12 protein-coding genes and 1 riboswitch are annotated in these 12,867 nt (G+C 42.7%); of the genes, 7 read left to right on the top strand and 5 right to left on the bottom strand.

The annotated features are described in order from the left end of the window. Positions 1-90 precede the first annotated feature (90 nt). From ACXAEA_RS18555 to ACXAEA_RS18540, 4 genes are all read left to right on the top strand, one after another. The gene (locus ACXAEA_RS18555) at positions 91-1,029 is read left to right on the top strand and encodes a sugar-binding transcriptional regulator (RefSeq protein WP_475097339.1); all 939 of its coding nucleotides are present in this window, start codon (positions 91-93) and stop codon (positions 1,027-1,029) included. A 292-nt stretch (positions 1,030-1,321) separates the two neighbouring features. Further along, positions 1,322-2,536, top strand: a complete 1,215-nt coding sequence (locus ACXAEA_RS18550; RefSeq protein ID WP_475097338.1) for a NupC/NupG family nucleoside CNT transporter — start codon at positions 1,322-1,324, stop codon at positions 2,534-2,536. 484 nt (positions 2,537-3,020) lie between these two features. After that, positions 3,021-4,187 carry a glucose-1-phosphate adenylyltransferase gene (locus ACXAEA_RS18545; RefSeq protein ID WP_475097337.1) on the top strand — a complete coding sequence of 389 codons (1,167 nt, stop codon included), beginning with the start codon at positions 3,021-3,023 and terminating at the stop codon, positions 4,185-4,187. A 72-nt stretch (positions 4,188-4,259) separates the two neighbouring features. Continuing rightward, entirely contained in the window at positions 4,260-5,033 is a 774-nt protein-coding gene (locus tag ACXAEA_RS18540; protein ID WP_475097336.1) for an NRDE family protein, read from the top strand. 42 nt (positions 5,034-5,075) lie between these two features. On the opposite strand, the gene ACXAEA_RS18535 is transcribed toward ACXAEA_RS18540, so the two are convergent. Together ACXAEA_RS18535 and ACXAEA_RS18530 are read right to left on the bottom strand one after the other, a co-directional pair. After that, complete coding sequence (locus tag ACXAEA_RS18535) at positions 5,076-6,041, bottom strand: NAD(P)H-dependent flavin oxidoreductase (protein ID WP_475097335.1); 966 nt, start codon at positions 6,039-6,041, stop codon at positions 5,076-5,078. Positions 6,042-6,205: 164 nt separating this feature from the next. Further along, entirely contained in the window at positions 6,206-7,036 is an 831-nt protein-coding gene (locus ACXAEA_RS18530; RefSeq protein WP_475097334.1) for an aldo/keto reductase, read from the bottom strand. A 369-nt stretch (positions 7,037-7,405) separates the two neighbouring features. Between ACXAEA_RS18530 and ACXAEA_RS18525 the strand changes: the two genes are divergently transcribed. Continuing rightward, a complete protein-coding gene (locus ACXAEA_RS18525) occupies positions 7,406-8,251 on the top strand; it encodes a DegV family protein (RefSeq protein ID WP_475097333.1) in 846 nt (281 codons plus the stop codon). A gap of 126 nt (positions 8,252-8,377) precedes the next feature. Here ACXAEA_RS18525 and ACXAEA_RS18520 read toward each other — a convergent pair whose 3' ends face one another. Next, positions 8,378-9,670 (bottom strand): NCS2 family permease, encoded by a 1,293-nt coding sequence (locus ACXAEA_RS18520; protein ID WP_475097332.1) that lies wholly within the window; start codon positions 9,668-9,670, stop codon positions 8,378-8,380. A 94-nt stretch (positions 9,671-9,764) separates the two neighbouring features. After that, positions 9,765-9,866: riboswitch (purine riboswitch) on the bottom strand. A 409-nt stretch (positions 9,867-10,275) separates the two neighbouring features. Between ACXAEA_RS18520 and ACXAEA_RS18515 the strand changes: the two genes are divergently transcribed. Further along, entirely contained in the window at positions 10,276-10,998 is a 723-nt protein-coding gene (locus ACXAEA_RS18515) for a CBS domain-containing protein (RefSeq protein WP_475097331.1), read from the top strand. 183 nt (positions 10,999-11,181) lie between these two features. Continuing rightward, positions 11,182-11,502: a hypothetical protein gene (locus ACXAEA_RS18510; protein ID WP_475097330.1), complete on the top strand. Its 321-nt coding sequence runs from the start codon at positions 11,182-11,184 to the stop codon at positions 11,500-11,502. A 48-nt stretch (positions 11,503-11,550) separates the two neighbouring features. On the opposite strand, the gene ACXAEA_RS18505 is transcribed toward ACXAEA_RS18510, so the two are convergent. Both ACXAEA_RS18505 and ACXAEA_RS18500 read right to left on the bottom strand, forming a co-directional pair. After that, positions 11,551-12,078, bottom strand: a complete 528-nt coding sequence (locus tag ACXAEA_RS18505; protein WP_475097329.1) for a D-glycero-alpha-D-manno-heptose-1,7-bisphosphate 7-phosphatase — start codon at positions 12,076-12,078, stop codon at positions 11,551-11,553. Positions 12,079-12,090: 12 nt separating this feature from the next. Continuing rightward, positions 12,091-12,735: a DNA-3-methyladenine glycosylase gene (locus tag ACXAEA_RS18500; protein ID WP_475097328.1), complete on the bottom strand. Its 645-nt coding sequence runs from the start codon at positions 12,733-12,735 to the stop codon at positions 12,091-12,093. Positions 12,736-12,867 lie beyond the last annotated feature (132 nt).

Raw genomic sequence — 12,867 nt, 5'->3', positions numbered from 1 at the left:
ATTTTGCACTTTTCTAAAATGTAAATGTTTTCATTCGTTTTTTTTGTTAAAATGAATGTATTGAATATGTTATTCCCAAGGGTGATCAGGATGGAAAAAGAAAAATTATTGAAGATTATTGAAGCAGCTAAGCTGTATTATTTACTTGATTATAATCAGAACGATATCGCCAAGGAGCTTGGCGTATCTAGGCCGACGGTATCCAGATTCCTTCAGCTCGCAAAACAGGAAGGAATCGTTGATATTAAAATCATGGATCCGACAGAGGATGTAGAGAATCTGTCGACGCAGCTTGAACAAAAGTTTGGGCTCAAGAAGGCAATCGTCACTCATATACCTCAGTATGAGGACAGCCTGATTAAAACGCACCTTGGTGAGAAAGCCGCCGCCTATTTAAATGAGGTGGTAGAACATGATGACATTATCGGTGTCACCTGGGGGACAACTCTATATCATGTAGCCCTGGAATTAAAACAAAAGGCATGCAAGAACGTAAAGGTCGTCCAGTTGAAGGGCGGGGTCAGCCATTCTGAAACGAATACTTATGCAAATGAAATCTTGTATCTATTCGGAAAAGCATTCAACAGTGCCCCTCACCATCTGCCGCTGCCAGCAATTGTCGACCACGTTGTCGTAAAGCAGGCAATGGAGGCGGACCGCCATATCAAAAAAATCCTTGAAATGGGGAAACAGGCGAATATCGCGGTTTATACAATCGGACCAATCAAATCAGAATCTCTGCTTTTCCAACTTGGTTATTTTACGGAGGAAGACCTGCAGGTAATTTATTCGAAAGCTGTCGGTGACATCTGTTCAAGGTTTTTTGACAAGGATGGGAAGGTGTGCAACGAGAATTTGAATGCACGTACCTTAGGCATTGAACTTGAAGAATTAAAGAAAAAGAAATATTCGATTCTGGTTGCTGGAGGCGCTCAGAAAATTGATGGTATTTATGGTGCGTTAAAAGGGAAATATACAAACGTACTCGTAACGGATCAATTTACGGCAAAGTTTTTATTAGATAAATAAATTGCGGCGTTTCATGGAAAGTCGGTTTGGAATAGAGAGGCTTGCAAAAACACAAACAAATACCCAATAGGTTTATGACCTTGCGGGTTTTTTTGTCGAATTGGTGAAAAGGGATAAATTTCATTTTACATTTGTTCAAAAACTCGTTTACAAAAGTTTGTTGAATCTGATATATTTGCTATAGAAAGATTGATATAAACAAATGTAAACGTTTTAATGAACTTTTTTTCATCAACTTTGTAAACGTTAACAAGTTTTTTCATCAAATATCACAACAAGAGGTGGGTCAACAATGAATATTCTATGGGGTTTGATGGGTATTGCAGTTGTGTTGGGAATCGCATTTATCTTCTCTAACAACAAGAAATCCATCAATTTAAGGACAATCCTTGGCGGAATGGCTATACAGTTCATCTTCGCATTTGCTGTTTTGAAATGGGAAACTGGAAAGCTAGCCTTGAAACAGCTGTCACTTGGTGTAAACGAGATCGTCAATTATGCTGATTCAGGTGTTCAGTTCTTATTTGGCGGATTATTCCAGGCTGAAAATATTGGCTTTGTATTTGCATTCCAAGTCTTGACCGTAGTCATTTTCTTTTCATCTTTAATTTCAGTTCTATATTATCTGGGTATCATGCAGATTGTCATTAAGTTCCTTGGCGGCGGACTTGCTAAACTGCTTGGGACAAGCAAAGCGGAATCATTATCAGCTGCTGCAAACATTTTCGTTGGACAAACTGAAGCACCGCTTGTCATTAAACCATACATCGGAAAAATGACTCAATCAGAGCTTTTTGCTGTAATGGTTGGTGGCTTGGCTTCTGTTGCAGGTTCTGTTTTGATCGGTTATTCATTACTGGGTGTTCCGTTGGAATACTTGCTAGCGGCCAGCTTCATGGCTGCTCCTGCTGGATTGGTGCTTGCGAAGATCATGGTTCCAGAAACTGAAGCTTCTGAGACCTCTGATGAATTAAACATGGAGAAGGACACTGACTCTGTCAATGTGATCGATGCGGCTGCCAAAGGAGCAAGTACAGGTCTTCAATTAGCATTGAATATCGGTGCAATGTTGCTTGCGTTCATCGCTTTGATTGCTTTGATCAATGGAATTCTTGGAGCCTTCGGCGGATTGTTTGGCATGGAGAACTTAACTCTTGAAATAATTCTTGGCTATGTGTTTGCGCCACTTGCATTTGCGATTGGTGTCCCATGGGATGAGGCTGTTAAGGCTGGAGGATTTATTGGTCAAAAATTAATCCTGAATGAATTTGTTGCATACTCATCATTTGCACCGCAGATCGATCAATTATCTGCTAAAACGGTTGCAATCATCAGTTTTGCACTTTGTGGATTCGCTAACGTTTCTTCAATGGGAATCCTGCTTGGCGGACTTGGAAGCCTGGCTCCGAACCGCCGCGCTGACATTGCGAAAATGGGCGTTAGAGCAGTAGTCGCTGGTATGCTGGCATCACTTTTAAGCGCAGCAATGGCTGGTATGCTTTTATAAAAAATGAGTTACTGGGAGGAGGACAGATGTCCTTCTCTTTTTTTGCTTCGAAATAATTTAATTTTTTTTATTTTCAATAAACATTCACATTTGTTTTAAAAAAACCGAAAATCTTTTCGACAAGATTAGCTGTCAATCGCAATTGTTTACTAAAAAACTTGCTTTGTTTATCCATGCCTTTATAGAATGTGCACTCATTGTGTCAACTACTGTGAAATATAGGCGAAAGGTTCTGATTTTAGAGGATAAATTGTTTTGTTACAATGAAAAAACGTTATCAGATACAGCTATATTATCAGCATAGGAGCGGATCGGATGGAGCATAATTCGGATGGGAAAATCATCGATAAACCAAGACTTTCTTACATAGAAGAAAGGGAAGGTCAGGAGCAGGAAGAGATGTTCTACAAGCTCTGGGAAGATGATCGCAACTAGTTTTCCCTCTTAATGGGATGTCTTTACAAAACAGTTTGAGGAGGCAGCTATGACGAAGAAACAATGTATTGCCATGCTTTTAGCAGGAGGAAGGGGCTCGCGCCTGGGCGAGCTTACACAATATATAGCCAAACCAGCAGTACCATATGGGGGGAAGTACCGTATTGTGGATTTTACGTTAAGTAATTGCCGGAATTCGGGTATTGATACAGTTGGCATCCTCACACAGTACCATCCTCATGTGCTGCAGAATTACATTGGGGACGGCAAGCACTGGGATTTGAACCAGAAAAATGGAGGGGTAACCATACTGCCGCCTTATCAATGTGAATCAGGTGAACGCTGGTATGAAGGAACAGCACATGCTCTCTATCAAAATCTGAGATACATTGAAAACTACGACCCTGAGCATGTATTGGTTATTTCAGGTGATCATATCTATAAAATGGACTACCAAAAGATGCTGAATCAGCATATCGCCACAGATGCGGATGCGACGATTTCTGTTATTCATGTACCATGGAGCGAAGCAGACAGGTTTGGAATCATGACCGTCGATGAGGGGACAGACAGAATTATCGAGTTTGAGGAAAAACCAAAATTACCGAATTCCAACCTGGCCTCGATGGGGATTTATATTTTCAAATGGAAGGTTTTAAAAGGATATTTACTTCAGGAAGAACAGAATCATAATTCCTCGAAGGATTTTGGAAAAGATATCATTCCTGCGATGCTTGATGAAGAACGGGAGCTATTCGCCTATCATTTCAATGGATACTGGAAGGATGTCGGCACAATCCAAAGTTACTGGGAGGCAAACATGGATTTGCTGTCGACGGAGACAAATCCAATCCTGAAAAATCCTGAATGGCCGGTATATACATCCGACTCGCTACAGCCGCCGATGTATCTGGACGAAGGTGGAGAGCTGCAACAGTCTCTTGTGAGTGAAGGCTGCAGAATCGAAGGTCGAGTCGAGAACTCCGTATTGTTTTACGGCGTGAAGGTTGGCAAGGGAGCGATTATCAAAGATTCAGTCATCCTCCCGAATACTGAAATACAAGAAAATGCTGTTGTCATCAGGTCCGTGATTGGCAGTGACACGATAGTTGAACGTGGAGTGAAAATTGGAGCCGACCAATCCTTTGAAGAAATAACGCTTATTGGCGACAGCAAAAGAATGAAGCTAGATGAAGCAGTGAACGTTAATATGTAAAGTTTGGGGGCATCCTGGAAATGGGGATGCCCCTTGCTTTGTTTATTTTACGGTATAATAGAGAAAATTCACATGAAAGTCGTGGTTGGATTGTGTTTGATTTTATTTGCCTATAAAGTACACCCTAAATATAAGCTGATTGTGGCTGCGAATCGAGATGAAACATACGGACGTCCGACTGCCCCTGCACATTTTTGGGAAGAGGCCCCTGAACTGCTTGCCGGTCGGGATCTTGAGAAAATGGGGACATGGATGGGAGTCACCAGGTCCGGTAGATTTTCTGCTTTGACCAATTACCGGGATCCAAGCGAAGATACAGCTGGAAAGCGTACCCGAGGGGAGCTTATTGCGGATTATCTAAAAGGATCTGAACACCCTTTGGAATATTTGCAAAGAATGGATGAGAGACGTCTGGAATATCCAGGATATAATTTATTGGCTGGTGATGTCAATGAACTCTTCTATTATTCAAATAAAGGAGGACACATTCAACAAATCCAGCCCGGTATTCATGGAGTCAGCAACCATTTGCTAAACACAAACTGGCCAAAAGTGGAGGCAGGTAAGGCGGGTCTGGGCAGAATCATCGCTGAAGAACGCTTTGATCTGGTGGAGCGATTGTTCCTCCTTCTTGAAAATGCAGATCCTGCCCCTGATCATTTACTTCCTTCGACTGGTGTTTCCCTTGAGTGGGAACGTTTGCTGTCTCCTATGTTCATTAAGAGCGAAGGATATGGGACAAGAAGTTCCACTGTGATCTTGATGAATGATGTTGAAATCGAATATTATGAACGGGTCTTTAATGGAGAAGATCGGGGAGACCAGAAATTTAACATTAAGCTTTGATAAAAAACAGACAACCGGTGGAATGGTTGTCTGTTTTTGTAGCTAAGCTTCAAGCGCAACAGCAGCTTTATATTCTTCTTTTAAATTTTCAATGATTTTGTGCACTGGCAGAATTTCTTTTATTTCACTCACCCTTGCTCCGGCGAAAACAAGTCCGTTTTCGACATCGCCAGCTACAGAAGTAAGCAGGGAGTCCAATGTGCAAAAACGGTAAGAACAGTTTTTTAGGCAATCCCGGCAATGCTTGATTTTTAGCTTATCTGAGGTAGTTATTAACTCAGTGAATTTGTTGGCTATCGCCCGTCCGTGGAGACCAACAGTTGTTTTTACGAGCAAGGTGTCCTCCTTGGTTGCCAAAACATATTTATCCTTGAAGGATTGTGGCGCGTCGCATTCCTCGCTGGCTACAAATCTTGTTCCCATTTGGACGCCTGAAGCTCCAATGGACAAAGCTCTGGCGATATCGTCGCCGGTCATGATTCCTCCTGCAGCGATAACCGGAATTGATACAGCCTCTACTACTTCAGTGAGGATATCGAACAGCGGCCTGTCCGTCCCCAGATGACCGCCGGCCTCAAAGCCTTCGACCACAATGGCTGCAGCGCCGAGCCTCTCAGAGATTTTAGCTAATTTTGCAGAGGATACGATTGAAATGACAGGAATTCCGGCTTGCTTTCCCCAGGAGTACATATCCCTTGAGATTCCTGCGCCTGAAATGATGAAGTCAACTTTTTCCTCAAGTGCAGCTTTCATTTTTTCAGCAAAATCATTCATCGCAAATAATACGTTTACACCAATATAGCCCTTGTCTTTTATCAGCTTCCTGGCCTTTCTGATATGTAACCGCATTTCTTCTACCGTAATACCTGTGCCCGATATGATGCCTATACCGCCTGCATTAGCGACTGCTGATGCCAATCCGCTGAGTGAAATTCCGACTCCCATTCCACCTTGCATGATTGGAACCTCTGGAGCCATATGGCCAATTTTAAGCTGCGGGAAATCCATGCTAAAACCCCTCTCCATGTTTATTCCTAAGCAGTTTATCATATAGAATTTTAAAAAGATGTGATTTTTAGCACCAGATAATAACTTCAGGTATAATTATTTGGTCATTTTTTTGTAAAAAAAGAAACGCAGAAAAAGATTCTGCGTTTCCGTAATTCATTCATTTAGAAATCAAAATTATCTGGATCCGGGCCAACACGCTCGTTTTTGTTCAAGCTGTTCAGGCGGTCCATGTCTTCTGAGGTAAGCTCGAAATCAAAGATATCCGCATTTTGAATGATACGGTGTTCTTTTATGGACTTCGGAATTGTCACTACGCCGTTTTGCAAATCCCAGCGAAGGATCACTTGGGCTGGAGATTTCTTGTGCTTTTCAGCAATCTCGACAATCGTTGGCTCTGATAGAAGCTCGCCCTGCTTCAAAGGAGACCAGGCTTCCATTTGGATGCCTTCCGCTTTGCAGAACTCAAGCAGTTCTGTCTGGGCAAGATGTGGATGGTATTCAACCTGATTGACCATCGGCTTGATTTCAGCCTCCGCCATCAGGTCCTTGAGATGGTGAACATGGAAATTACTTACGCCAATCGCGCGGACACGTCCATCCTTATAGAGTTTCTCAAGCGCTTTCCATGTTTCCTTGTATTTGCCTTCAACCGGCCAGTGGATCAAATAAAGATCAAGATATTCAAGGCCAAGCTTTTCCATACTTGTTTCGAATGCCTGAAGTGTTGTCTCATAGCCCTGGTCAGCATTCCAGACCTTAGTAGTAATGAACAATTCCTCGCGGGGAACGCCGGCTTCCTTAAGAGCCTGGCCCACGCCCTCCTCATTCTTGTAAACAGCAGCAGTGTCGATGCTCTTGTAACCATTTTTCAGAGCGGCCTTTACAGACTCAACAACCTCTGAACCTTCCTGCACCTTGAACACCCCAAGACCGAACCATGGCATCTTGACACCGTTATGTAATGTAGTTGTATCCTGAAGATTTTTTGGCATAAACCTTGCCTCCTCTTAATTGAATTTGCTGTTTTATTTTCTCATATTTTTTATTTAGGAAAAAGAAATAGGCTTGGACTAGGTTAGAAAATAGTCTATTCATTTTCAATTCTAGTAGGAATAAAAACAAAGAGACGAGGGAATATAAAGCATAGAGAATAGGGGCTCACAAAACTTGTCCCTCCAATTCAGTCTATCGGGATCTTTATTTCTTGACGGAAACATTTGTCAATGTAATTAACATTTTCAATATTACCAATAAATAAATCGTATTCTTTTAAATTACTAATAGTCTTATCAGGCTTCTTCATATATCATGGGAAATGTAAGCATATTCATCGATATTTTTGACGAAGAACAGGAGAAATCATGACTACACAAAATGACATTGCATGGATAACAGACAGCACAGCCTCACTCCCGGAAGAGTTTATAAAAAATAACCATATATACGTTGTCCCATTGAGCATTATTTTTGGGGAAGAATCCTACTTGGAAGGCGTGGATATCACTGCTGAGGATTTTTATCCAAAGCTGGCTGCCTCAAAAGTGCTGCCTAAAACATCCCAGCCCGCGATTGGAGAATTCGTCGAGCTGTATAAAACGTTAAAAGAAAAATACAAGCACGCCATTGCCATTCATGCATCAAGTGCTTTGACGGGAACTTATCAATCATCCGTTGCGGCTTCAAGTATGGTTGAATATAAGGTCGAAGTAATCGATTCGAAAATTGGCTCTTATCCGTTAGGCAGAATGATCGAGCAGGGCATTGAACTGCAAAAAGAAGGAAAGTCATATGAGGAAATCGTTTCCCATTTAAGGACGCTTCCGGATAAAGGCAATCTTTATATGGCTCCGGGAAGTCTCGAGCAGCTTCATAAAGGAGGGCGCCTTTCCACAACACAGGTCATCATCGGCAGTTTGATCAAGTTGAAGCTAATTGTCCGTTTCGAAGATGGCAAAGTCGTTCTGTTTGATAAAATCAGGACAGAGAAAAAGGTGAAAGAAAGGCTGTTCCAGATTCTTGAAGATGCTTCTGCTAATATTAAGGAAGCAAGTGTCATCCATGGCAATGTTGGCCAGTTAGCTGAGGAATGGCGTGAGGAATTGCAGCAGAGATTCCCGCATATCCATTTTAAAACGACCATTTTCAGTCCGGTCCCAGGAACCCACACTGGACAAGGAACAATCGGCCTTGCCTGGGTCAATAAATAAGGAAACCTGATGCTTTCACATGCATCAAGTTCACGAGGAAATCAGCTGTAAAAGGCTGATTTTTTTTTTACTCTCTCAAATCCAAAGAAAAACCCCGCCATCTTATAAAAGTGACGGGGCATGATTTTATACATAGACAAAATAACCAACAAAGAGGAATCCAAGCACATACATGATCGGATGGACATCGCTCAGCTTGCCCATTCCGAGCATCATCAATGGATAGAGGATGAAGCCAAGGGCAATTCCGGTTGCGACACTGAAAGTAAGGGGCATCATGATGATTGTCACGAATGCAGGGATGATGACAGCAATATTGTTCCAGTTAATCTTGCTGATTTCAGTTGCCATCAACGCTCCTACAATAATCAATGCCGGCGCGGTCACTTCAGGCGTAATGACGGATAAAACCGGCGAGAAGAACAGCGCGACGGCAAAACACGCGGAAATGATAACCGAAGTGAAGCCCGTTCGTCCGCCGACTGCAATCCCTGCAGACGATTCCACTAATGTTGCTGTAGTGGACGTTCCCAAGACGGAACCTGCCACAGTAGATGCAGCATCAGCAAGGAGCGCACGTCCTGCGTTCGGGATTTTGTTGTTTTTCATCAGTCCAGCCTGGCTTGCAACTGCGATCAAGGCTCCAGCTGTGTCAAAGAATGCCACGAACAAGAAAGTGAAAATGACAGCGAGCACATCAGGTGTCAGGATATCTCCCAGGTGATGAAAGACGACCCCGAAGGTTGGGGACAAATCAGGCACTTTGCCAACGATTGAACCTGGCTTGTCAATTAAGCCAGTAAGTATTCCAACAATGGTAGAGAGCACCATTCCGTAAAAGATACCGCCGCTGACTCCGCGCACCATGAAAAGGATGCTGATAATGAACCCGAATAATGCCAGCAGGACGGGACCGGATGTCAGGTTGCCGATTGAAACAAATGTTGCGTCGCTCCCCACGATAATGCCTGCATTTTTCAAGCCGATAAAAGCGACGAAAAAGCCGATCCCTGCTGCGATTGCATGCTTCAGGTCCTGTGGAATGACATTGATGATTTTTTCGCGGATTTTCAATAGGCTTAAAATGACGAATAACACACCCGCAATGAAAACTCCTGTAAGGGCAACTTCCCAATCCACTCCCATCCCAATACAGACTGTGAAGGTGAAGAATGAATTCAATCCCATACTTGGAGCAATCCCGACCGGGAAATTAGCGAGCAGCCCGATGAGGAGCGAGCCGATGATTGCCGAAAGGGCTGTAGCTGTAAAAACAGCTCCCTTGTCCATTCCCGCCTGGCTCAAAATCATCGGATTGACCACAAGGATATAGGCCATTGCAAGGAATGTAGTGATCCCGGCAAGTGTTTCCTGTTTATAATTTGTGTTTCGATCTGCAAATTGGAAAAAGGTTTTCATGTGTGCTGTCCTCCTGGTTGTTGAAAAAATAAAAAACTCCGGCAGTTCATGCTGCCGGAGTACCACAAAGGACAAATAAATGCCAAAAAGAATAGCAAATATCAAAGTCCCTTGTAGTCACGCCTTTTACGGAAGCATGGTAGAAACGTCCGAGCCATATTCTCGAACATATACAAGGAAAAAATTATTATAGATTTAAATAATACTAGAGATAGTATCAGCTATTCTTGACAAGGTCAATTGTAATTCCTGAAGTTTATCTATTTGATTTTTTCTGATTATTGGCAGGCTGGAAGCTGGATGGCATATTTGTCTGTTGTTTTCCAAGTCGCGGAATCATGAGGAGAAATCGCGGAATAACATCTGGTTTTCGCGGAATCACATTAAGCTTTCGCGGAATCACCAGCCGTTTTCGAGGAAATAAAAATTCTTAATGCTGAAATACCTTAAAAAATACTATTTTTTTGGTATGATAGGAGAAATTAACCATAAATTCAACTGTAAATACCCCAGATGATAGAGTTGCAATCGAAAGGGGCAAATTAGACAGTTTCATTCAAAATTACCAGCGGGAAAAATAAAAAGCAGGCAAAGGAGTCATGAAATTGGCTGTTATTCAAAATGAAAAGAAATCAGAAAGATTTGAAGTGGCTTTCAACCGGATTCATTCGTGGATGCAGAGAACGGCGCATAATGCCCCAACTGATAAATATTCCGAGTTGTTGCGGATCAATTACCCGAGACATTCGATCATCCGCAAATATTACCATGATTTAAAAATGTATGGGCGTCTCAGAAATTCACTTGTGCATGACAAGATTGCGCTTGATTTTTACATAGCTGAACCACATGAAAAAGTGGTGGAGAAGATTGAAATGATCGCAAGCCAGGTGTCTGATCCAAAGATGGCGCTGGAAATTGCAACAAGGCCAGTTATTTATTTTAAAGAAGACACAAGTTTGATTGAGGTCCTGAAAATCATCCAAAAAAGAGCATATTCCCAATTCCCGATTTATGATGGAAACGGCTTTAAGTGGCTGCTGACATCAAACTGCATTGCACAAAAGCTTGCGGACACTCTCCTCGAAGGCGGAAGGACGATTAAGGATGCAAAGATCAGTGACCTTGAGCATCTTCATTCAAAGCGATATGTTGAATTTGCCCAGAAAAGTTCGGACATTTTTTCAGTGGAGGACATTTTCGAAAAATACCATCTGGAAAATAAAAAGCTGGAAGCAGTATTGATTACTGAAAATGGAAAAGCTTCGGAGCGGCCGATTGGGATTATCACACCTTGGGATTTGGTAGAGATCGACACATTGGATTAAAAAAACAGTTTTATCCGGTTGGAATTCAAATCCCGGTGTGGGTATCAGGATTCCATTTGTTATTGAGTTTTGACAACTTTTTGAATGGAATATGTGAATAATACATGAACTAATTCGCAAAACACCCTTGGTTGGATTCAAACTTACTATAATGATAGTGTAATCCAAACGGAGGTGCCGATAATGAACGTAACGACGATTATTGAATTGGAAAATCGTGAAGTGGAAAAGATGGCTGGCGCGAAATTAGTTTTTATTCAGGAACAGATTGATGCAAATATCGTGGAGACGTGCGTTGATTGTTTTAAATATGAAGGATCAGAAGAATGCCTGGACACAGATGAAGCGATGGAAAAGGTTTTTAACGCGTTAAAAGTCGAGGGTCTTATTCCGGAAACAGTAGAAGATTTTTCCTATGAAATGCCTTCTTGCGAGAGATTGAGAAAAGATGTTTACGAGGATCAGGACATGCCGCAAAAAGTAATCCTTAGCTACGCGTTATAAGATTGTGTGCCAAACCCAAAAACGCTGCCATTTCCATGGCAGCGTTTTTCATGAATCAAGCAAACCGAGAATAAGTGGAACTGCAGCCTGCAGGCTTGGTGCTTTTTCATCGGCTCCTGTTTCATCAGTTCCAATGAAAACAGTCTTACATCCTGCTTTTTTACCTGCTTCGATGTCGCGTTCATGGTCCCCGACCATCACGCTTCCCGAGAGGTCGATATCATGCCTGCTGGCGAGGTCCAGCAGCATGCCGGCATTCGGTTTTCGGCACTCGCAGCCTTCTTTCGGTTTATGCGGGCAGTAGGCGACCTCTTTGATGTGGCCGCCATGTTCCTTGATCATCTCTACCATTCGGTCATGAATTTCATTGAGGCGCTTTTCTTTCAAAAATCCAAGGCCGACACCGCCCTGGTTAGTGACAACAAAGGTTTCATAACCAGCATTGCTCAACTGTGCGACGGCTTCAGCCGCACCTTCAAGAAGGTACAATTCTTCAGGGCGGTTCACAAATTTTACACGGTCTGTTAAAACTTCATTCAGGACACCGTCCCGGTCCAAAAAGATTGCTTTCTTCATTATGTCCTCCGTTCACTTGGTTTCTGTGTGGATTGTCGTTACGGTTTCGGCCATTTGATGGCGTGATACGTACTTGTTGCCTGTGATCCAAAATCGCCAAGGGTAATCTGTTGCTTCCCCGGAATTGTCAATGCCAATCCTTTTTCCGGCTGAAATGGAAGCCGGCTGATTGCCTTTTGCGATCCACAAGGGTTTCTTTGTTAAGGAATGCCCGTAATCACCCATATTTATGCCAAGGGCTTTTGTCAACTTTCCCGGTCCGTTAGTTAGATTCACTGATTCGGGCATGCCTCTTCTTTCTGCCATTAATTCAATACCCGCGACAGGTTCGACTGCTCTGATCAAAACAGCTTCAGGATTACCCTCACCGCCGCTGACCACATTAAAAAGGGTATGGGTATGCATCACATAGGTGTAGGCAAGACCAGAATGATGAAACATGACCTCCGTCCGCTTGGTCCTCCGGTTATTATAGCTATGTGCCGCTTTGTCCATTGGTCCGATATAGGCTTCCGTTTCAACGATGATTCCGGCAGCTATGCCTTCCTCGGTCTCTTTTATCAGTACCTTCCCAAGCAGCGAGGATGCAAGCTCCAGAGTTGGCATCTGGAAAAACTCATGATCTAATGCGGTAAAAAGGTTGCTGAAATCCTGCATAGTTCCTCCTCATCTCTTTTTATACTTTATACCCTCTGTTTGTAACAGACATCCCTCTCACGATGGATTCCTCCATGAAATAGAGGAAATCCTGACAAAAAATTAGCGATAAGAAAAAAGATGGTTTATAGT

Source organism: Mesobacillus sp. ABV4_180 (assembly GCF_056158485.1).
The sequence above is the reverse complement of the archived record's forward strand: the minus strand, read 5'-3'. Positions and strand labels throughout refer to the sequence as shown.

Coding starts and splice junctions, on each gene's coding strand:
- ACXAEA_RS18555 (WP_475097339.1), top strand. CDS start 91: ATGGAAAAAGAAAAATTATTGAAGATTATTGAAGCAGCTAAGCTGTAT.
- ACXAEA_RS18550 (WP_475097338.1), top strand. CDS start 1,322: ATGAATATTCTATGGGGTTTGATGGGTATTGCAGTTGTGTTGGGAATC.
- ACXAEA_RS18545 (WP_475097337.1), top strand. CDS start 3,021: ATGACGAAGAAACAATGTATTGCCATGCTTTTAGCAGGAGGAAGGGGC.
- ACXAEA_RS18540 (WP_475097336.1), top strand. CDS start 4,260: ATGAAAGTCGTGGTTGGATTGTGTTTGATTTTATTTGCCTATAAAGTA.
- ACXAEA_RS18535 (WP_475097335.1), bottom strand. CDS start 6,041: ATGGATTTCCCGCAGCTTAAAATTGGCCATATGGCTCCAGAGGTTCCA.
- ACXAEA_RS18530 (WP_475097334.1), bottom strand. CDS start 7,036: ATGCCAAAAAATCTTCAGGATACAACTACATTACATAACGGTGTCAAG.
- ACXAEA_RS18525 (WP_475097333.1), top strand. CDS start 7,406: ATGACTACACAAAATGACATTGCATGGATAACAGACAGCACAGCCTCA.
- ACXAEA_RS18520 (WP_475097332.1), bottom strand. CDS start 9,670: ATGAAAACCTTTTTCCAATTTGCAGATCGAAACACAAATTATAAACAG.
- ACXAEA_RS18510 (WP_475097330.1), top strand. CDS start 11,182: ATGAACGTAACGACGATTATTGAATTGGAAAATCGTGAAGTGGAAAAG.
- ACXAEA_RS18505 (WP_475097329.1), bottom strand. CDS start 12,078: ATGAAGAAAGCAATCTTTTTGGACCGGGACGGTGTCCTGAATGAAGTT.
- ACXAEA_RS18500 (WP_475097328.1), bottom strand. CDS start 12,735: ATGCAGGATTTCAGCAACCTTTTTACCGCATTAGATCATGAGTTTTTC.